A 19,354-nucleotide genomic window follows, 5' to 3' on the forward strand; every position below is an offset into this window, starting at 1 on the left:
CGCCCTGTGCATGGGGGCCCTCCTCGCAGGCGGTCACGCCTCTACAGCCAGCCCGCGAACTCCAGGTTGACCTCGCCCATCTGCCGCCGCCCCTCGGCCAGCGCGCGGGTGCCCGACTCGACCGCCCGGAACAGCGTCCAGCCGTGCAGCCGCGCCTGCTCCACCTCCAGCGACTCCGCCAGCTTCTTGACCCGCCGCCGCGCCGTCACCGGGCCGCCGGGCGAGGCGATCAGATCCTCCACCCGGTCCCGCACCAGCCGCGCCAGGTCGTAGGCGCGCTCGCCCACGACCGGCTCCGGACCCACCGTCAGCCACGGGGCACGCTCGCCCGAGAGCACCTTGCTCTGCCGGAAGTTGCCGTGCAGCAGCAGGAGTTCGGGGGAGCCCTCCACCAGTGCCGTACGGGCCGCGAGGGCCGCGTCCACCAGCGGGGCGAGCTCCGGGTCGGCCGCGGCGGCCGTCCGCATCCCCTCCGTCTGCCGCCCGGTCCGCTCGGCCACGGTCTCGAAGGGGTGCCCGGCGGGCGGCTCGACCCAGAGCCGCCGGACCGTGCCCGCCGCCTCCAGCAGGGCTTTGGCCTCCGGCAGCGAACGCAGTGACACCTCGTGGTGCAGCCGCTCCAGCAGCAGGGGCCCGGACGCCGGCAGCTTCTCGTCCGGCTCCAGCAGCTTCACCGCGCCCCAGCCGTTCCAGTGCGCCAGAGCCGCCCGCTCCTGCTCCGGTTCGGCGCGCGGCGGGGCGATCTTCAGCGCTGCGGGGGTCCCGTCGGCCCGCCGGACCAGGAGCACCAGGGCGCTGCGCCCGCCGGGGGCGGCCACCCGCTCCACGGCGAGGTCCGGCCCGGCGGCGTCGATGGCCCGTTCGGTGAGCGTGGGGAGCCGGTCCAGCCAGTCGGCCGCCGCACCGTCCCCGTACATCTCGCCGAGCGCGCGCACCAGGCGCTGCGGCGGTTCGAAACCCATACGTCCGTTGTTCCCTTTCCGTCCTTCGTCAGCCTTGGGGGGTGTCCGCTCCCGCGGCCTCCACCGGCCCCGTCCGCTGGGCCGGACCGGCGTCCGGGGCTCGCTCGGCGAGCCCCGGAAAGGCTACGTTGCCGCCCCTCCAGCGGGCCGCCCGCACAGCGGCCTCCCGCAGTGCGCCCGCCGCGTCGGCGCGCGCGGGCCCTTCGGTGGCCCGTACGAGATCGGAGTACACGCCCGCCACCCGGTCCTCCAGGACGGCGGCGAGACGCAGTGCCGACGCAGTGTCGGTAACCGCGAAGGGCAGAGCGTACGCGGCGTCGGCGGCGACCGGCGCACCACCCAGGTCACGCACGGTGCGCGTGAGCGCGTCCCGGCGCGCGCGGTGCCCGTCGTACGCCGCGCTCACGTCGGTGCGCCGCTTCCCGGCGATCCGGCCGCCGAGCACCCCGTACCCGTAGACGGCCGCGTGTTCGGCCGCCAGCGCGGTCTGTGTGGCGGTGAGGGCGGGGGAGGGGGCTTCGTCCTCGGCGGGAAGGGTCATGACGAGGTCTCCTTGGCCAGCTCGGTCAGCAGATACGCGTGCACCGCCGCGGCCGCGGCCACCGAGGCCAGCAGGCGGGCCAGCTCCGGCTCCGCGGTGAGCAGGGCCTCGGCGTGGGCGTCGGCCCTGCTGCGCTCGGCGGCGGCCAGCTCCTTCACCGCGGCCTTCGCGTCGGCGGACACGGGGCCCGGTGCGGGCGGGGCCGCGGCCTTCCCGCCACCCGCTGCGAGGGCCTTGGTGTGCTCCCGTACGGCGGCCCGCAGGGGCGCCAGGCCCTCCGCGAGCGCGGGATGGGCCTCGGCGGCCAGGTCGTAGTGCGCGAGCGTCAGGGCGGCGGTGCGCGCCGCCGCCGTACGCAGGGCCTTCTCCACCCGGACCGCTTCGGCCTCGGTGCGTACGGGCCCGCTCCGGCCCTTGATGCCCTCGTCGCCACCGCACCCGGTCAGCACCGCACCCAGTGCGAAAGCCCCCGTCGCGGTGAGCGCCCCCCTGCGGGTCGTCCCCGTGCGCCGCACGTTTCTCCTTCGGCCGGGACCGATCCTGACAGGATCTGTCCTGAAGTGATCACCGCAGGCGAGCGTACCCGCGGTGACGGGGCAGGCGGACGGCAACACCCCTGGCGACCGGATACCCTTTGACCTGACACACGACGATCCCCACAACAGCACACGCGGCCGAGGAGTCACCCGGATGAGCACCACCCAGAGCGAGAGGCTGCGCGGGTTGCTGGAACCGCTCGTCAGCGCGCAGCAGCTGGACCTCGAGGAGATCGAGGTGTCCCGGGCCGGCCGACGTGGAGTGCTGCGGGTCATCGTGGACTCCGACGAGGGCGTGGAGCTGGACACCTGCGCGGAGCTGAGCCGCGCGATCTCCCAGAAGCTGGACGAGACCGACGCGATGGGCGAGGGCGAGTACGTCCTCGAGGTCAGCTCCCCCGGCGCGGACCGCCCGCTGACCGAGCACCGCCACTACGTACGCGCCACCGGCCGACTGGCCCGCTTCCACCTCGCCGCCGACGGCTCCGGTGAGCTGGTCGCCCGCATCCTCGCCGTCGACGAGGACGGGCTGGACCTCGAAGTGCCCGGCGTCAAGGGCCGCAAGCCCACGTCCCGCCGCCTCGCCTTCGACGAGATCGCCAAGGCGCGCGTGGAGATCGAATTCAACCGCAAGGACAAGAAGGAAGAGGAGGCGTAGCCGTGGACATCGATGTGAAGCTTTTGAAGGGCTTGGCGCAGGACAAGGAGATCCCCTTCGACGTGCTCGTCGGGGCGATCGAGTCGGCCCTCCTCATCGCGTACCACCGCACCGACGGCAGCCACCGCCGGGCGCGCGTGAAGCTCGACGAGAACGGCCACGTCACCGTGTGGGCCAAGGAGGACCCGGCAGACCTCGAAGAGGGCCAGGAGCCCAAGGAGTTCGACGACACCCCCTCCGGGTTCGGCCGGATCGCCGCGACCACCGCCAAGCAGGTCATCCTGCAGCGGCTGCGCGACGCCGAGGACGACCGGACCTTCGGGGAGTACGCGGGCCACGAGGGCGATGTCGTCACCGGCGTGGTCCAGCAGGGCAAGGACCCCAAGAACGTCCTGGTCGACATCGGCAAGATGGAAGCCATGCTGCCGGTCCAGGAGCAGGTCCCGGGCGAGGAGTACGTGCACGGGCTGCGCCTTCGTACGTATGTCGTACGAGTCGCCAAGGGTGTCCGCGGCCCGTCGGTGACGCTCTCGCGCACCCACCCGAACCTGGTGAAGAAGCTCTTCGCGCTGGAGGTCCCGGAGATCGCGGACGGCTCCGTGGTCATCGAGGCCATCGCCCGCGAGGCCGGCCACCGCAGCAAGATCGCCGTGCGCTCCACCCGCGCCGGCCTGAACCCCAAGGGCGCCTGCATCGGCCCGATGGGCAGCCGTGTGCGTAATGTCATGGCCGAGCTGCACGGCGAGAAGATCGACATCGTGGACTGGTCGGACGACCCGGCCGAGATGGTCGCCAACGCGCTCTCGCCCGCCCGGGTGAGCAAGGTCGAGGTCGTCGACCTCGGCGCCCGCTCCGCCCGGGTCACCGTGCCGGACTACCAGCTGTCGCTGGCGATCGGCAAGGAGGGCCAGAACGCCCGGCTCGCCGCCCGCCTCACCGGCTGGCGCATCGACATCCGTCCCGACACCGAGACGGACGAGGAGCGCGAGAACGCCGACCGCGAGCGGGCCGAGCGGGCCCGGGAGCGCTCGGAAAGGCGTTGACCCGGAGCGGGTCCAGGGAATAGATCTTGGCCGTACGCCGCTGAGATCACGACAACGTCCGTTCGATTTTCGCCCCAAAGAGGTGAGGTCGGTACGGGGAGGTAGACTTAAACGTGTCTGGCCGGACGCAAGCCCGCGCTTGCCCTGAGCGAACCTGTGTGGGATGCCGGGAGCGAGTGGCCAAGAGCGAGCTGCTGCGCATCGTGGCGGACGAGGGTGCCTGCGCCCCTGATCCACGCGGTACGCTGCCCGGCCGGGGTGCTTATGTGCACCCCACCTCTGTCTGTCTCGACCTGGCGGTTCGCCGCCGGGCGTTCCCCCGGGCCTTCAAGGCCAAGGGGCCGTTCGACACCGCGGCACTCACGCGGTTCGTCGAGCGGGCGACACCGCAGGAAAGAAAGTGAACGGCACGGGACCCCGTGCGGTCAGGTACCTCGCGAGTTGGAAGTAGGTCGAGATTGCGATGAGCACTCGATGAGTACGCGATGAGTACGCCCATGAAGTAGCGACGGTCCGGCGGTAACCCGGACCTAAAAGGAGCGAAGTGGCTAAGGTCCGGGTATACGAACTCGCCAAGGAGTTCGGCGTGGAGAGCAAGGTCGTCATGGCCAAGCTCCAAGAACTCGGTGAGTTCGTCCGTTCGGCGTCCTCGACGATCGAGGCGCCGGTTGTACGTAAGTTGACCGACGCACTGCAGGGGCCCGGCGGCAACGCCGGCAAGTCCGCTGCCAAGCCTGGCGCGCCCCGCAAGGCGACGCCCGCAAAGCCCGCGGCGCCCTCCCCGGCCGCTGCGGCACGTCCCGCCGCCCCGAAGCCCGGCGTACCGGCTGCCAAGCCGGCCGCTGCCGAGGCCCCGGAGAGCAGCGCCCCGGCAGAGCCCTCGGCTCCGTCGGCGGGCCCCCGTCCGGGCCCGAAGCCCGCGCCGAAGGCGGCCCCGGTGACCCCGGTCCCGGCCGCCGAGTTCTCGGCTCCGGCTCCGGCCCAGCCGGCCGCCCCCCAGCAGCCCCAGGCCCCGCGTCCCGCGGGTGCCACTCCCGGACCGCGTCCGGCCCGTCCGGCTCCGGCCGGCGGTCAGCGCGACGCCGGTCAGCGTGACGGTGGAGCCCGCGAGGGCGGCCAGCGTGACGGCGGCCGTGGCGGCGAGCGTGGCGGAGACCGCCCCGCACGTCCCGCGGGCCAGGGCGCCCCGCGCCCCGGCGGTACCCGTCCGGCCGGTCCCCGTCCGGGCAACAACCCCTTCACCTCCGGCGGTTCCACCGGCATGGCGCGCCCCTCGGCGCCCCGTCCCGGCGGTGCCCCGCGCCCCGGTGGCGGCTCGGAGCGCCCCGGCGCCCCGCGTCCCCAGGGTGGCCCCGGCGGCGCCCCGCGTCCCCAGGGTGGTCAGGGTCAGGGCGGTGCCCGTCCCGCTCCGGGCGGCATGCCCCGCCCGCAGGCTCCGCGTCCCGGCGGCGGTCCCGCCGGTAACCGGCCGAACCCCGGCATGATGCCGCAGCGTCCCGCTGCCGGCCCGCGTCCCGGTGGTGGCCCCGGCGGCGGCCGTGGTCCCGGTGCCGGTGGCGGCGGTCGCCCCGGTGGCGGCGGCGGTGCCGGTCGTCCCGGTGGCGGCGGCGGCGGTTTCGCCGGTCGTCCCGGTGGCGGTGGCGGCGGCTTCGCAGGCCGTCCGGCCGGTCCCGGTGGTGGCGGCGGTGCCGGTCGTCCCGGTGGTGGGGGCGGCTTCGGCGGTCGTCCCGGCTTCGGCGGTCGTCCGGGTGGTCCCGGTGGCCGTGGTGGCACGCAGGGTGCGTTCGGCCGCCCCGGCGGACCGGCGCGTCGTGGGCGTAAGTCGAAGCGGCAGAGGCGCCAGGAGTACGAGGCCATGCAGGCCCCGTCCGTCGGCGGCGTCATGCTGCCTCGCGGCAACGGACAGCCTGTCCGGCTGTCGCGCGGTGCCTCGCTCACCGACTTCGCGGAGAAGATCAACGCCAACCCGGCGTCGCTCGTCGCCGTGATGATGAACCTCGGCGAGATGGTCACGGCGACGCAGTCCGTCTCCGACGAGACGCTCCGGCTTCTCGCGGACGAGATGAACTACGTCCTGGAGATCGTCAGCCCCGAGGAGGAGGACCGCGAGCTGCTCGAGTCCTTCGACATCGAGTTCGGCGAGGACGAGGGCGGCGAAGAGGCCCTGGTCTCCCGCCCGCCCGTCGTGACCGTCATGGGTCACGTCGACCACGGTAAGACCCGGCTGCTGGACGCGATCCGCAAGACGAACGTCGTTGCGGGCGAGGCCGGTGGGATCACGCAGCACATCGGTGCGTACCAGGTCTCCTCCGAGGTCAACGGTGAGGACCGCAAGATCACCTTCATCGACACCCCGGGTCACGAGGCGTTCACCGCCATGCGTGCACGTGGTGCGAAGTCGACCGACATCGCGATCCTCGTGGTGGCGGCCAACGACGGTGTGATGCCCCAGACGATCGAGGCGCTGAACCACGCCAAGGCGGCCGAGGTGCCGATCGTGGTCGCGGTCAACAAGATCGACGTCGAGGGTGCCGACCCGACCAAGGTGCGCGGTCAGCTCACCGAGTTCGGTCTGGTGGCCGAGGAGTACGGCGGCGACACCATGTTCGTCGACATCTCCGCCAAGCAGGGCCTCAACATCGAGGCGCTCCTGGAGGCCGTCGTCCTCACCGCCGACGCCTCGCTGGACCTGCGGGCCAACCCGGAGCAGGACGCGCAGGGTATTGCGATCGAGTCCCACCTCGACCGCGGTCGCGGTGCCGTCTCGACCGTCCTGGTCCAGCGCGGAACGCTGCGCATCGGCGACACGATGGTCGTGGGCGACGCCTACGGCCGAGTGCGCGCCATGCTCGACGACAACGGTCAGAACGTGCAGGAAGCGGGTCCCTCGACCCCCGTCCTGGTGCTCGGTCTCACCAATGTCCCGGGCGCCGGCGACAACTTCCTGGTCGTCGACGAGGACCGTACGGCCCGTCAGATCGCCGAGAAGCGTGCCGCCCGTGAGCGCAACGCCAACTTCGCCCGCAAGGGTGTCCGGTTCTCCCTGGAGAACCTGGACGAGGCGCTCAAGGCCGGTCTGGTCCAGGAGCTCAACCTCATCATCAAGGGCGACGCGTCCGGTTCGGTGGAGGCTCTCGAGTCCTCGCTGCTCCAGCTCGACGTCGGTGAAGAGGTCGACATCCGGGTCCTGCACCGCGGTGTGGGTGCGGTCACCGAGTCGGACATCAACCTGGCGACGGGTTCCGACGCCATCGTGATCGGCTTCAACGTGCGCGCCGCAGGGCGTGCCGAGCAGATGGCCGAGCGCGAGGGTGTGGACGTCCGGTACTACTCGGTCATCTACCAGGCGATCGAAGAGATCGAAGCTGCCCTCAAGGGCATGCTCAAGCCGGAGTACGAAGAGGTCGAGCTCGGTACGGCGGAGATCCGCGAGATCTTCCGCTCGTCCAAGCTGGGCAACATCGCCGGTGTGCTGGTCCGCTCCGGCGAGGTCAAGCGCAACACCAAGGCGCGCCTGCTGCGCGATGGCAAGGTCATCGCGGAGAGCCTCAACATCTCCGGTCTGCGCCGCTTCAAGGACGACGTCACCGAGATCCGCGAAGGCTTCGAGGGCGGTATCAACCTCGGAAACTTCAACGACATCAAGATCGACGACGTCATCGCGACGTACGAGATGCGCGAGAAGCCGCGAGGCTGATCCGCAAGGATCGCGCCGGGCTCCGGAGGTTCGCCCCCGGAACCCGGCCACCACGGTCGGGGCCGGTCGACGGGTCGTATTTCCGTCGATCGGCCCCGGCCGTTCCGGTACGGTTCTGATGTCCCCGCCAAGCTCTGGCGGGGCACGAACCCGAACCGGCGGGACATCCGGACACACATGTATGTGGGGACCCTGTCCTTCGATCTGCTCCTCGGCGACGTACGGTCGTTGAAGGAGAAACGCTCCGTCGTCCGTCCGATCGTCGCCGAACTCCAGCGCAAGTACGCGGTGAGTGCGGCGGAGACCGGCGGGCAGGATCTCCACCGCAGGGCCGAGATCGGCCTCGCCGTGGTCTCCGGTGACACCGGACACCTGACGGACGTGCTGGACCGGTGCGAGCGGCTGGTGGCCGCGCGCCCCGAGGTGGAGCTGCTCTCGGTGAGACGGCGGCTGCACAGTGACGAAGACTGACACGCAAGCGACATCAGAAGGAAGAGTGACGGACCGGTGACCGACAACGCGCGGGCCCGCAAGCTGGCCGATCGCATCCAGGTCGTGGTCGCGGAGACCCTGGACCGGCGAATCAAGGATCCGCGGCTGGGATTCGTGACGATCACGGACGCCCGGGTCACCGGCGACCTGCGGGAGGCCACGGTCTTCTACACGGTCTACGGCGACGACGAGGAGCGCGCGGCCTCCGCCGCGGCGCTGGAGAGCGCCAAGGGCGTCCTCCGCTCAGAGGTCGGCCGGCAGACCGGGGTCCGGTTCACGCCGAGCCTGGCCTTCGTCCCGGACGCCCTCCCGGACAACGCCCGCACCATCGAGGACCTCCTCGACAAGGCGCGCGCCAAGGACGCCGAGGTGCGCGAGGTCTCCACGGGCGCGAAGTACGCCGGCGACGCCGACCCGTACCGCAAGCCCGAGGACGAGGACGAGGAAGCCGACACCCCCTCCGAGAAGAACGAGGGCCCGGCCTCCGCATGACCGAGCAGACCACCACGCCGGACGGCCTCGTCATCGTCGACAAGCCGTCCGGCTTCACTTCGCACGACGTCGTGGCCAAGATGCGCGGCATCGCCCGCACCCGCCGCGTCGGCCACGCCGGAACGCTCGACCCGATGGCGACCGGAGTCCTCGTGCTCGGCGTCCAGCGGGCCACCAAGCTCCTCGGCCACCTCGCGCTGACCGAGAAGGAGTACCTGGGCACGATCCGGCTCGGCCAGGACACCGTCACCGACGACGCCGAGGGCGAGATCACCTCCTCCACCGACGCGTCCGGCGTGACCCGCGAGGGGATCGACGCCGAAGTGGCCGCGCTGACCGGCGCGATCATGCAGGTCCCGTCCAAGGTCAGCGCCATCAAGATCGACGGCAAGCGGTCCTACGCGCGGGTGCGCGGCGGCGAGGAGTTCGAGATTCCGGCCCGCCCGGTCACCGTCTCCTCCTTCCGCGTCTACGACGTCCGCGAGGCCGTCGCCGAGGACGGCACCCCGGTCGTGGACCTGGTCGTCTCCGTCGTCTGCTCCTCGGGGACGTACATCCGCGCCCTCGCCCGGGACCTCGGTGCCGGACTCGGCGTCGGCGGCCACCTGACCGCCCTGCGCCGCACCCGCGTCGGCCCGTACGGACTGGACGCGGCCCGCACCCTGGACCAGCACCAGGAGGAGCTGACGGTGATGCCCGTCGCCGACGCGGCCGCCTCCGCCTTCCCCCGCTGGGACGTCGACGAGAAGCGCGCCAAGCTGCTCCTCAACGGCGTACGGCTGGACATGCCCGCGTACCCGCCGGGGCCGGTCGCGGTCTTCGGGCCCGACGGGGCGTTCCTCGTGCTCGTGGAAGAGGAGAAGGGCAAGGCCAGGAGCCTCGCCGTCTTCGCCTGAGCCGTTGCCGTGCGGTGTCCGCGTCCGGAACCGTTCCCGCACGGTGTGCGTGGAGCGGGCACCACCCCCCAGCCGGTGCCCGCTCCACCTTCCCCACCCCGGGACCATCTCTGCTCCGCCAGGACACGCCTATTCACTCCATCGGACGGGCGCTCGGAGTGAATACCGGGGGCGCGGGGGGCGCTTTCGCCGTCCGCGCACGCCGGGAGATCACCGGCGGCCTACCGTCGGACCATGGGCAGTGGGGACCGGTCGACGCTGGTGAGCATCTGTGATCAGGCCGGCCGGCCGCGGGGGACGGGATTCGTCGCGGACGACCGGGGCACGGTCGTCACCGCCCACCAGGCCACCGCCGCCCCCGGCCCGCTCCTCCTCCACGGCACCGACGGCCGCACCTGTTCCGTCGGCCCCGACGACATCACGGCTCTCCCCGCCCTCGGCCTCGCCCTCCTGCGTACGGGCGGCTCCGGGAGCCTCGACGTGGAGCCGCTGCCCATCGCCGTACGGGAGCGGATCGAGCCCGGAAGTTACGTCGGGATCGCCGCGCACGGCCGCCGTGAGGCCCGGGTCCTCGGCACGGCCCCCGCCACCTACACCGCTCCGGACGGCGCCCACCCGGTCCCGGCCGCGCTGGAGCTGGCCCTCGGCACCGACGGGCGCGACGCCCTGCGCTCCGGCGGCGCGGCGATCGGGGGCCCGGTCAGCGACCCGGCCACGGGCGCGGTCCTCGGCCTCCTGTGCACCGCCCTCACCACCCCCTACGAGGCCGCCGGGCTCGCCCTCCCCATCCCGCGCGGAGCCGACGCCGCCCTCGACGCCCTCCTCGCGCGCAACGCCGTCGCCGCCCCCGCCTACGGCCCCGACCTCAACCTCGCCGGGGCCCTCCAGCTCACCGCCACCTCCGTCGGCTCGGCGGACGGTCCGAAAGCCCGCACCGCACCCGTCGAGCGCGAGGACGTGAGCGCGGAGTTCGCCGCCTTCGCCGCCGGTACGGGCACGGTCCTGGGCCTCGTCGGCGCCCCCGGCACCGGCCGCACCACCGAGCTGGCCGCCCTCGCCGCCCGCCGGGCCGAAGGAGCGGCGCCCGCCCCCACGCTCTGGCTGCGCGGCGCCGACCTGCTGGCCGACGACACCTCGGTCGCCGACGCGGCGGACCGTACGCTGACCCGCTCGGCCCGCATCGTCGCCGCGGCCGGGGCCCTCGGTGACATGGCGACGGCCACCGCGGAACGGATCGCCGCTCTCGCCGCCGACGCGGGCCATCCCCTCCTCGTGGTCCTGGACGGCCCCGAGGAGATGCCCCCGCTGCTGGCCCACCGGCTCGCCGAATGGACGGCGAACACCGCCGGCTGGCTGCGCGAGCACAGCGTCCGGCTCCTCGTAGCCTGCCGCCCCGAGCACTGGGAGACAGCAGGCGCCCTCTACCCGCCGGGCGCCCTGCACCGCCCCCACCGCCCCGCCCGGGCCCTGCCGCCGGCCCTGCGCCTGGCCGACCTCACCCCCGACCAGGCCGACCTGGCCAAGGAGCGCCTCGGCATCCCGCCGCACGCCCTCGCGCCCGGCCACGACCGGCACCCGCTCACCCTGCGGCTGCTCGCCGAGGTCCGCGAGGCCCTGCCGCCCGGCGTCCCGGGCCGCCCCGACACCGAGGACGTCTTCGGTGCCCACCTGGACCTCATGTGCGTGCGCGTCGCGGTCCGGATCGTGGCCGCCGCAGGTGAACAGCCACGCGGCACCGCCGTACGCCGCCTGGCCGCCCGGGTGGCGGGCCAGGTCCACGAGGCGGCCCGGCGCTGTCTGGGCCCGGGTCAGGGGGAGCTGGACCGGGAGGCGTTCGAGGAGGTCTTCCCGTGGCGCACGGGGTGGGCCTCGGCCGTGCTGACGGAGGGGCTCCTCGTGCCCGCCGGTGCCGGTTACCGCTTCGCCCACGAGGAGCTCGGCGACTGGGTGCAGGGCGCCCATCTGGACCTGGACGCGGCGCTGCGCTCCCTGGTGCACCGCTGGCACCGGGGGAGCGGCGGGGTGGTGCGCGTGCCGAGCGCCCGGGCCGATGGGGAACCCCGCTCGCTGCCCGTGCCCCGGCACCGGATCGGGCCGGTGATCCAGGCGATGGTGCTCCTCGGCCGCCGCCAGGGGACCGCCGCACTCGCGCACCGGATGGCCGACCTGATCGAGGCGCTGGACCGGCTCCGGGCCGACGAGGGCCCCCGTGACGAGGACGCCGCCTGGTGGGCCGCCCACCTCCTCGGGGGCAGCCTGCTGCGGGTGCCCGACGCCCGCCCGTACCTCGGCGTCCTGCGGGTCCTCGCCGGGCGCATCACCCGCCGCACGGCCGCCACCGGCGGGCCCGCGGGCCCGGGGGCGTACGGGGAGTTCGGCCCCTGGTTCTGGCGGCGGCTCCGGCTGCCCGAGGAGGACCGGATCGACCTCCTCCGCCGCCTCGTCCCCGCCGACGGGGTGCCCCGCACCGACGGCGACGAGCGGTACCTCGACGCCGTCGCCCGCCGCCTCACGCTCAACGCCCCCGTCGTACTGCCGCTGCTCTGCCGCTGGTTCACCGACGAACGCCCGCTGCTCGTCGGGCCCGACGCACCGGACGTGCCCCTGCGCCCCACCGTGGCCGCCGCGGCGCAGGCCCTGCTCCACGCCCGCCGCGGCCTGGCCGTCGACGACCTGACCGACGCGCTGGTCGCCACCCCGCACACCAGGGCCGGGGAGCTGCTCGCCGCCCTCGCCGAGGACGAGCCCACCGCGCTCTGCCGGGCCGTCGAGCGCTGGGCCCGTGACGAGGACCGCCCGGCCCGCCGCTCGGCCGCCGCCCGGTACGCCGGACTCCTCCAGCCCCGGATCACCACCGACGGCGACCGGGCCCTGCTCCGCTCCGCCGCCTCGGAGCTGCTCGCCCGCCCCGACGACGCCGGCCTCCACGCCGCCGCCCTCACCCTCCTCGTCAGGGACCCGAAGAGCAGGGGCCGCCACCTCCCGCAGGCGCTGCGCCTCTTCGCCCACGGCGACCCCCGGCTCCCCCTGGAGCTGCTCGCCGAGGTCTTCCCCCTCCACCCCGAGCCGGTCCTCGCCGCCCTCCGCGCCCGCCTGGCCCGCCCCGGCGACGGCGCGGCGGCGGTCCTGCGGGCCCTGGCCGGGCTCGACACGCCCGCGCTCGCGCTGCACGTCGCCGGGCTCGTACGTGAGTACATCGACGCCCACCCCGAGGACGGCACCCACGCCGCCGAGTACGTCGACCTCCGCCTCGAACACGGCCCCGCGGCCCGCGCCCTGCTCCTCCCCCTGGTCACCGGGCTGCTCAGGGACCGTCCCGCCCCGCCGCCGGTCCGCGCCGCACTGGCCCGGGTGCTCGCCGGGGCCGGGAGCGCCGCGTCCCGGCCGCTGCGGGCCGAGCTGCTGGAGGTCCTGCTGGAGTTCGAGCAGACCACCGGGCGGGACCCGGACGTGCTGGACGCCCTGCTCCAGGCCGCGGCGGCCGGGGTGGGGGCCCGCCCGGAGATCCGTACGCGCGCCCTCGTCCACCGCACCGGCATGCTCCTCGTCCGCACCCCCGAGGGCGCCGCCCGCTTCGACCGCCGCCTGGTCGAACTCGCCCGGGACGTGCCCGGATTCGCCGCCCTCGTCGTCCGCTGGCTCGCCGACGCCCCGCAGGAGTGGGCGGCGGTGGTGGGCCCCAGCGCCCGGCGCACGGTGGAGGCGTTGGAGACATCACGTCGGGCGATGCCGATGCCGATGCAGGCGGCGGGGCGTGAGCATGGCAGTCTTAGACCTGCGTAATCGACATACACACGTACACAGGTTCGGGCGAGGAGCGGTCACAGTGCAGCGCTGGCGTGGCTTGGAGGACATCCCCCAGGACTGGGGACGCAGCGTCGTCACCATCGGCTCCTACGACGGCGTGCACCGCGGACACCAGCTGATCATCGGCCGGGCCGTCGAGCGCGCCCGTGAGCTGGGCGTTCCGTCCGTCGTCGTGACTTTCGACCCGCACCCCAGCGAGGTCGTCCGCCCCGGCAGCCACCCGCCGCTGCTCGCCCCCCACCACCGCCGCGCCGAACTCATGGCGGAGCTGGGCGTGGACGCGGTGCTGATCCTGCCGTTCACCGCGGAGTTCTCGAAGCTGTCGCCCGCGGACTTCATCGTGAAGGTCCTCGTCGACAAGCTGCACGCGAAGACCGTCATCGAGGGCCCGAACTTCCGCTTCGGCCACAGGGCCGCGGGGGACGTCGCCCTGCTGACCGAGCTGGGCGCCACCTACGACTACACCGTCGAGGTCATCGACCTGTTCGTGACCGGTGACGCGGGCGGCGGGCAGCCGTTCTCCTCCACCCTCACCCGCCGCCTCGTCTCCGAGGGCGATGTCGCCGGCGCCGCAGAGATCCTCGGCCGCCCGCACCGCGTCGAGGGCATCGTGGTCCGCGGCGCACAGCGGGGCCGCGAACTGGGCTTCCCCACGGCCAACGTGGAGACCCTCCCGCACACCGCGATCCCCGCCGACGGCGTCTACGCGGGCTGGCTGGAGGTGGCGGGCGAGTCGATGCCCGCCGCGATCTCGGTCGGCACCAACCCGCAGTTCGACGGCACCGAGCGGACGGTCGAGGCGTACGCGATCGACCGCGTCGGCCTGGACCTGTACGGGCTGCACGTGGCCGTCGACTTCCTGGCGTACGTACGCGGCATGCTGAAGTTCGACACGATCGACGACCTCCTGGTGGCGATGGCCGGCGACGTGAAGCGGTGCGGCGAGCTGATCGCCGCGTACGACCGCGGCCACTGACGTACGTCCTGGCCGTGCGTTCCGCCCGGGGACGGCGGATGCTGGCAGGGTGCGCGACATCCTGCCCGACCTCCAGGCCCGCTGTGCCGCCGGTACGCCCTTCGCCCTGGCGACCGTCGTCGCCGTGCACGGCAGCGCGCCCCGCGACCCCGGGGCGGTCCTGGCCGTCGATGCCGAGGGCGCGGTGGTGGGCAGCGTCTCCGGGGGCTGCGTCGAGGGCGATGTGTACGAGGTCGCCCGCGAGGTGCTCGCCGGGGCGGGGCCACGCGTGGTCACGTACGGGATCAGCGACGACGAGGCGTTCGGCGTCGGGCTCACGTGCGGCGGCACCATCGAGGTGCTGGTGCGTGCGTACGCGTCGGACGGCGAGCTGGCGGATCTCGCGGCGCTGCTTGACCTGATCGCGGCCGGCCTGCCGGTCGCGGAGGCCACCGTCCTGTCGGGTGCCGCGGAGACCGGGGCCCGCCTGGTCCTCCGCCCCACCGGCACTTCTGGCTCTCTCGGTGCCGAAGGGCTCGACGCGGCCGTCACGGACGACGCCCGCGGGCTGCTGGAACAGGGCCTCACCGGCATCCAGTGGTACGGGGCGCACGGCCAGCGCCGGATGCAGGAGGTGTCCGTCTTCGTCCGGACGTACGCCCCGCCGCCCCGCATGCTCGTCTTCGGCGCCATCGACCACGCGGCGGCCACAGCCCGCATCGGCTCGTTCCTCGGCTACCGGGTCACCGTCTGCGACGCCCGCCCCGCCTTCGCCACCCGGGAGCGGTTCCCGACCGCCGACGAGGTGGTCCGCGCCTGGCCGCACGACTACCTGGAGGCGACCGAGGTCGACGCCCGTACGGTGATCTGCGTCCTCACCCACGACCCGAAGTCCGATGTGCCGCTGCTCGCCGCCGCGTTGCGCACGCCGGCGGCGTACATCGGGGTCATGGGCAGCCGCCGCACCCACCGCGACCGCCTCGCCCGGCTCCGCGAGGCCGGGGTGGACGAGACGCACCTGGCCCGCCTCGCCTCACCCGTTGGCCTCGACCTCGGAGCCCGTACGCCGGAGGAGACGGCGGTCTCCATCGCCGCCGAGATCATCCAGCACCGCTGGGGCGGCACCGGCCGGCCGCTCGGCCGGCTGACGGGCGCCATCCACCACGGGCTCACGCCCTAGCGCCGCACGCCGCTGCCCAGTGGCACGCCACCTGGGTCTCCGCCCCGCCGTTCAGCACCGGCAGATCCACGGTCCGGCAGGCCTCCGCCACCCCCGCCCGCTCCGCCTCGCCCGAGGCGAGGACCTGGCAGCGGACGTGGAAGCGGCAGCCGGCCGGCACCTTCGAGGGGTCCGGGGGCTCGCCGGTCAGAACGACCGGTTCGCCCTCCGCCTCGGGGAGGACGGACAACAGGGCCTGGGTGTACGGGTGCTGAGGGGCCGTGAGCAGCTGCTCGACCGGGCCCGTCTCGACGATCCGGCCGAGGTACATGACCGCCACCCGGTCCGCGATGTTCCACGCGAGCCCGAGGTCATGGGTGACGACCAGTGCCGAGAGGCCCAGCTCGTCGCGGAGGCGCAGCAGGAGGGCCAGGATCTCGCCCCGTACCGAGGCGTCCAGCGAGGCCACCGGCTCGTCGGCCACGATCAGCTCCGGCTCCAGCACCAGCGCCCCCGCGATCACGACGCGCTGGCGCTGACCGCCCGACAGCTCGTGCGGGTAGCGCAGGAAGAACCGCTCCGGCGGCCGCAGCCCCGCCCGGGAGAGCGCCTCCGAAACGGCCGCCCGCTCGTCCCCGGCGTACCCGTGGATCCGCAGCCCCTCGGCGACCGCGTCGTACACCGTGTGCCGGGGGTTGAGCGATCCGCTGGGATCCTGGAGCACCAGCTGCACGCGCTTCCGGTACGCCTTGAGCGCCCGGCCCGCATAGTCCAGAGGGGAGCCGCCGAAGGTCACCCGGCCGGCGGTCGGCGGGACCAGGCCGAGCAGCGACCGGGCGAGCGTCGTCTTGCCGCACCCCGACTCACCGACCAGCGCGACGATCTCTCCGGGCCGGATGTCGAGGTCGACGCCGTCGACGGCGCGGGCGGCGGCGGCCCCGCGCCGACCGGGGAAAGCGACCTGCAGCGCTTCGGCGCTGAGGAGGGGAGTGGTGCTGACGAGGGGGGTGGTGCTGGTCATGGGGTGCTCCTCGGTTCGTCGGCAGCGGGGGCGTCCACCAGCACGCAGGCCGCCCGCCGCGCGTCCCCGGCCTCCCGCAGCTCCTGGTCCTCCGTGGCGCAGGAGTCCAGCGCCACGGGGCACCGCGGATGGAACGTACAACCGCCCGGCAGCGCCGCCGGGTCCGGCGGATCGCCCGGCAGACCCCGCGGGGCGCGCCGGGAGGCGAGGTCCCCGATCTTCGGGAAGGCGGCGGAGAGCGCCCGGCCGTACGGGTGGCGGGCCTCCGCGTACACCTCCCTGGCCGGACCCTCCTCGACGACCCGGCCCGCGTACATCACCGAGAGCCGGTCGCAGGTGTCCGCCAGCACCGCCAGGTCGTGGCTGATCATGATGAGCCCGACGTCCTGGTCGGCGACGAGCTGCTCGATCAGGCGCAGGATCTGCGCCTGGATCATCACATCCAGCGCGGTCGTCGGCTCGTCCGCGACGATCAGGCGCGGATCGCAGGCCAGCGCCATCGCGATCATCACGCGCTGGCGCTGACCGCCGGACAGCTCGTGCGGGTACGCCTGGGCGCGGGCGGCCGGCAGCCCCACCTGTTCCAGCAGCTCTCCGGCGCGCTTGCGGGCGGCGGCCGGGGTGGCCCTGCTGTGCAGCACGATCGGCTCGGCGATCTGGTCCCCGACCCGGTGCACCGCGTTGAGCGAGTGCATAGCACCCTGGAAGACGATCGACGCGCCCGCCCAGCGGACCGCCCGCAGCCGCCCCCACTTCATGGTGAGGATGTCCTCGCCGTCCAGCAGGATCTCGCCGGTCAGCTCGGCCGATGCGGGCAGCAGCCGGAGCAGCGCCAGGGCCAGGGTCGACTTCCCGCAACCGGACTCCCCGGCGATGCCGAGCTTCTGCCCGGCCTCCACCCGCAGATCGACCCCCCGTACGGCGGGGACGGCGCCGTCCCCGCTGCCGTACGTCACGGTCAGGTTCCGCACCTCCAGGAGCGGTGGGTCGCCGACGGGCTCGGAAAGGTCGGGCGAGGCGGACGGGTCAGGGTTCGTGGTGGTGGTTGTTGCCGTCAACGGGAAGCCCCCAGCTTGGGGTTGAGCACGGACTCGATGGCGCGGCCGCAGAGCGTGAAGGCGAGGGCGACCACCGCGATGGCGAGTCCGGGCGGGGCGAGGTACCACCAGTTGCCGGAGCTGACCGCCCCCGCCTCACGGGCGTCCTGGAGCAGCCCGCCCCAGGAGACGATCGTCGGATCGCCGAGCCCGAGGAAGGCGAGGGTGGCTTCGGTGAGGATGGCGGTGGAGATCACCAGCGTGGTCTGGGCGAGCACCAGCGGCATCACATTGGGCAGGACGTGGCGGGACATGATGTGGCTGTGCCCGCCGCCTAGTGCCCGCGAGCGTTCGATGTACGGGCGGGACTCGACGGAGAGCGTCTGGGCCCGGACCAGGCGGGCGGTGGTCGGCCAGGTCGTCACACCGATCGCCAGGATCGTCGTCCAGATCGACCGCGAGAGGACCGTGGCCAGGGCGATGGCCAGAACCAGCGTCGGCATCACCAGGAACCAGTCGGTGACCCGCATGATGACGGTGGCGTACCACCCCTTGAAGTGGCCCGCGGTGATCCCGATGAGGGTGCCGATGGCGACGGAGAGGAAGGCCGCGAGCAGGCCGACGGTGAGCGAGACGCGGGTCCCCCAGAGCATCAGGGCGAGCAGGCTGCGCCCGAACTGGTCGGTTCCCAGCGGGAAATCGCTGCTAGGTGCCTCCATCGGGCCGCCCGGGGCGTTGGTCACGCTCTGCGAGCCGGCCCCGACGAGCAGGGGCGCGGTCAGCGCGAGGAGGGCGATCACCGCCAGCACGGCGAGGCCGACGAGACCGGCCCGGTGCGTGCGGTACTGCCGCCAGAAGCGGAGGACGGCCTGCCGCCGCCGGGCCCGGGCCAGGGCGCGCGGGCTGTCCGTGCGCACACCTTCGGCTTTGTCGGTCGTGACAGTCATCGGCCCACCCGGGGATCCAGCAGCGGATAGATCACATCGGCCAGCGTGTTCATCAGGATCACCGCGGAGGCGAAGACGAAGAACAGCGCCTGCACCAACGGCAGGTCGGGCACGCTCAGCGCCTGGTAGAAGAGACCGCCGAGCCCCGGCCAGGAGAACACCGTCTCCACCAGGATCGCCCCCGCCACCGTCGTACCGAGGTTCACGAAGAGCAGCGTCACCGTCGGCAGCATCGCGTTCGGCACGGCGTGCTTCCGGCGTACGAGGTCGTCCCGCAGCCCCTTGGCGCGGGCGGTGGTCAGGTAGTCGCTGCCCATCTCGTCCAGCAGCGAGGAGCGCATCACCAGCAGGGTGCGCGCGTACTCCACGGCGACGAGCGTGATGACGGGCAGCACCATGTGGTGGGCGATGTCGAGTACGCGGTCGAAGCCGGTGGTGGAGCCGGACTCCATACCGCCGGTCGGGAAGAGTCCGGGGATCGGGCCGATGCCCACCGACAGGGTGATGATGAGGAGCAGGCCGAGCCAGAACGAGGGCACCGAGTACAGCGTCAGCGCGAGCGCGGTGTTGGTCCGGTCGCCGGCGCCGCCGTTGCGCCAGGCGGAGCGTGCGCCCAGCCAGATGCCGAGCAGCGTGTAGATGACGAAGGCCGTGCCGGTCAGCAGCAGCGTGGCGGGCAGCGCCTCGCCGATCTTGTCGATGACCGGGGCCCGGAACTGGTACGACGTGCCGAAGTCGCCGGTCAGCGCCTTGCCGCAGTACTGGGTGAACTGCTGCCAGAGCGGCAGGTCGAGGCCGAACTCACGGCGCATCGCCGCGATCTGTTCGGTCGACACCTGGCGGCCGCCGGTCATCTGTTTGACCGGGTCGCCCGGGATCAGCCGGAAGAGGAAGAAGCTGGTGACGAGGACGGCGAAGAGGGAGACGGCCGCCCCGGCCAGCTTGCCCGCCGCGTAGCGGAGGTAGGCGGCCGTCGAGCGGGAGCGCGGGGAGCGGGCCGGCGGCCCGGCCGGAGCCGCCGAAGCTTCCGCCGGTCACCGTGGCCACCGAGTCCTGGCCGCCGAACATCGCCCGCGCCACCGCCCTCCTGCACCCCCTCGGCGCCGTCGTC

Annotated in this window: 16 protein-coding genes and 2 pseudogenes; 11 read left to right on the forward strand and 7 right to left on the reverse strand. The window is 73.6% G+C overall.

From position 1 onward, the window contains the following. Positions 1-41: 41 nt before the first annotated feature. The 3 genes from ABZ154_RS04045 to ABZ154_RS04055 are packed head-to-tail and all read right to left on the reverse strand — an operon-like array spanning position 42 to position 2,018. On the reverse strand, positions 42-962 hold the full coding sequence (locus ABZ154_RS04045) for an aminoglycoside phosphotransferase family protein (RefSeq protein ID WP_356828796.1): 921 nt from the start codon (positions 960-962) through the stop codon (positions 42-44). 28 nt (positions 963-990) lie between these two features. Next, a complete protein-coding gene (locus ABZ154_RS04050) occupies positions 991-1,503 on the reverse strand; it encodes a ferritin-like domain-containing protein (RefSeq protein ID WP_356828798.1) in 513 nt (170 codons plus the stop codon). Continuing rightward, positions 1,500-2,018 carry a hypothetical protein gene (locus ABZ154_RS04055; RefSeq protein ID WP_356828800.1) on the reverse strand — a complete coding sequence of 173 codons (519 nt, stop codon included), beginning with the start codon at positions 2,016-2,018 and terminating at the stop codon, positions 1,500-1,502. Before ABZ154_RS04055 ends, ABZ154_RS04050 begins: the two co-directional genes overlap by 4 nt. A 175-nt stretch (positions 2,019-2,193) precedes the next feature. Here ABZ154_RS04055 and rimP point away from each other — a divergent pair, with 175 nt between their 5' ends. The 10 genes from rimP (at position 2,194) to ABZ154_RS04105 (ending at position 15,259) form a co-directional block, all read left to right on the forward strand. After that, the gene (gene rimP / locus ABZ154_RS04060) at positions 2,194-2,697 is read left to right on the forward strand and encodes a ribosome maturation factor RimP (protein ID WP_093686706.1); all 504 of its coding nucleotides are present in this window, start codon (positions 2,194-2,196) and stop codon (positions 2,695-2,697) included. A gap of 2 nt (positions 2,698-2,699) precedes the next feature. Next, a complete protein-coding gene (gene nusA, locus ABZ154_RS04065) occupies positions 2,700-3,740 on the forward strand; it encodes a transcription termination factor NusA (RefSeq protein WP_356828802.1) in 1,041 nt (346 codons plus the stop codon). Between the two features lie 113 nt (positions 3,741-3,853). Further along, positions 3,854-4,144 carry a YlxR family protein gene (locus tag ABZ154_RS04070; protein WP_356828804.1) on the forward strand — a complete coding sequence of 97 codons (291 nt, stop codon included), beginning with the start codon at positions 3,854-3,856 and terminating at the stop codon, positions 4,142-4,144. 140 nt (positions 4,145-4,284) lie between these two features. Continuing rightward, positions 4,285-7,437, forward strand: coding sequence for a translation initiation factor IF-2 (gene infB, locus ABZ154_RS04075; RefSeq protein ID WP_356828806.1), 3,153 nt, complete (start codon positions 4,285-4,287; stop codon positions 7,435-7,437). 177 nt (positions 7,438-7,614) lie between these two features. Beyond that, positions 7,615-7,908: a DUF503 domain-containing protein gene (locus ABZ154_RS04080; RefSeq protein WP_015611818.1), complete on the forward strand. Its 294-nt coding sequence runs from the start codon at positions 7,615-7,617 to the stop codon at positions 7,906-7,908. Positions 7,909-7,944: 36 nt separating this feature from the next. Beyond that, positions 7,945-8,421, forward strand: coding sequence for a 30S ribosome-binding factor RbfA (gene rbfA / locus ABZ154_RS04085; RefSeq protein WP_356828808.1), 477 nt, complete (start codon positions 7,945-7,947; stop codon positions 8,419-8,421). After that, positions 8,418-9,317 carry a tRNA pseudouridine(55) synthase TruB gene (gene truB, locus ABZ154_RS04090; protein ID WP_356828810.1) on the forward strand — a complete coding sequence of 300 codons (900 nt, stop codon included), beginning with the start codon at positions 8,418-8,420 and terminating at the stop codon, positions 9,315-9,317. Before rbfA ends, truB begins: the two co-directional genes overlap by 4 nt. Before the next feature lie 234 nt (positions 9,318-9,551). Then, entirely contained in the window at positions 9,552-13,100 is a 3,549-nt protein-coding gene (locus ABZ154_RS04095) for a serine protease (protein WP_356828812.1), read from the forward strand. Between the two features lie 43 nt (positions 13,101-13,143). After that, positions 13,144-14,100: a bifunctional riboflavin kinase/FAD synthetase gene (locus ABZ154_RS04100; RefSeq protein WP_356828814.1), complete on the forward strand. Its 957-nt coding sequence runs from the start codon at positions 13,144-13,146 to the stop codon at positions 14,098-14,100. A gap of 49 nt (positions 14,101-14,149) precedes the next feature. After that, complete coding sequence (locus tag ABZ154_RS04105; RefSeq protein WP_356828816.1) at positions 14,150-15,259, forward strand: XdhC/CoxI family protein; 1,110 nt, start codon at positions 14,150-14,152, stop codon at positions 15,257-15,259. Here ABZ154_RS04105 and ABZ154_RS04110 read toward each other — a convergent pair. The 4 genes and pseudogenes from ABZ154_RS04110 to ABZ154_RS04125 all read right to left on the reverse strand — a co-directional run. Further along, positions 15,249-16,259 (reverse strand): ABC transporter ATP-binding protein, encoded by a 1,011-nt coding sequence (locus ABZ154_RS04110; protein WP_356828818.1) that lies wholly within the window; start codon positions 16,257-16,259, stop codon positions 15,249-15,251. The genes ABZ154_RS04105 and ABZ154_RS04110 overlap by 11 nt on opposite strands. Further along, on the reverse strand, positions 16,256-17,317 hold the full coding sequence (locus ABZ154_RS04115; protein WP_356828820.1) for an ABC transporter ATP-binding protein: 1,062 nt from the start codon (positions 17,315-17,317) through the stop codon (positions 16,256-16,258). Before ABZ154_RS04115 ends, ABZ154_RS04110 begins: the two co-directional genes overlap by 4 nt. Beyond that, complete coding sequence (locus tag ABZ154_RS04120) at positions 17,314-18,243, reverse strand: ABC transporter permease (protein WP_356828822.1); 930 nt, start codon at positions 18,241-18,243, stop codon at positions 17,314-17,316. The genes ABZ154_RS04115 and ABZ154_RS04120 overlap by 4 nt, the downstream gene beginning before the upstream one ends. After that, a pseudogene (locus ABZ154_RS04125) lies at positions 18,240-19,259 on the reverse strand (ABC transporter permease); the annotation flags it as partial. The gene ABZ154_RS04120 and the pseudogene ABZ154_RS04125, both read right to left, overlap by 4 nt. Before the next feature lie 2 nt (positions 19,260-19,261). Between ABZ154_RS04125 and ABZ154_RS04130 the strand changes: the two are divergent. Further along, positions 19,262-19,354: pseudogene (locus ABZ154_RS04130) on the forward strand (SAM-dependent methyltransferase); the annotation flags it as partial.

This window comes from Streptomyces sp. NPDC006261 (assembly GCF_040613515.1).
Lineage (GTDB): Bacteria > Actinomycetota > Actinomycetes > Streptomycetales > Streptomycetaceae > Streptomyces.

Coding starts and splice junctions, on each gene's coding strand:
- ABZ154_RS04045 (WP_356828796.1), bottom strand. CDS start 962: ATGGGTTTCGAACCGCCGCAGCGCCTGGTGCGCGCGCTCGGCGAGATG.
- ABZ154_RS04050 (WP_356828798.1), bottom strand. CDS start 1,503: ATGACCCTTCCCGCCGAGGACGAAGCCCCCTCCCCCGCCCTCACCGCC.
- rimP (WP_093686706.1), top strand. CDS start 2,194: ATGAGCACCACCCAGAGCGAGAGGCTGCGCGGGTTGCTGGAACCGCTC.
- ABZ154_RS04080 (WP_015611818.1), top strand. CDS start 7,615: ATGTATGTGGGGACCCTGTCCTTCGATCTGCTCCTCGGCGACGTACGG.
- truB (WP_356828810.1), top strand. CDS start 8,418: ATGACCGAGCAGACCACCACGCCGGACGGCCTCGTCATCGTCGACAAG.
- ABZ154_RS04095 (WP_356828812.1), top strand. CDS start 9,552: ATGGGCAGTGGGGACCGGTCGACGCTGGTGAGCATCTGTGATCAGGCC.
- ABZ154_RS04110 (WP_356828818.1), bottom strand. CDS start 16,259: ATGACCAGCACCACCCCCCTCGTCAGCACCACTCCCCTCCTCAGCGCC.
- ABZ154_RS04120 (WP_356828822.1), bottom strand. CDS start 18,243: ATGACTGTCACGACCGACAAAGCCGAAGGTGTGCGCACGGACAGCCCG.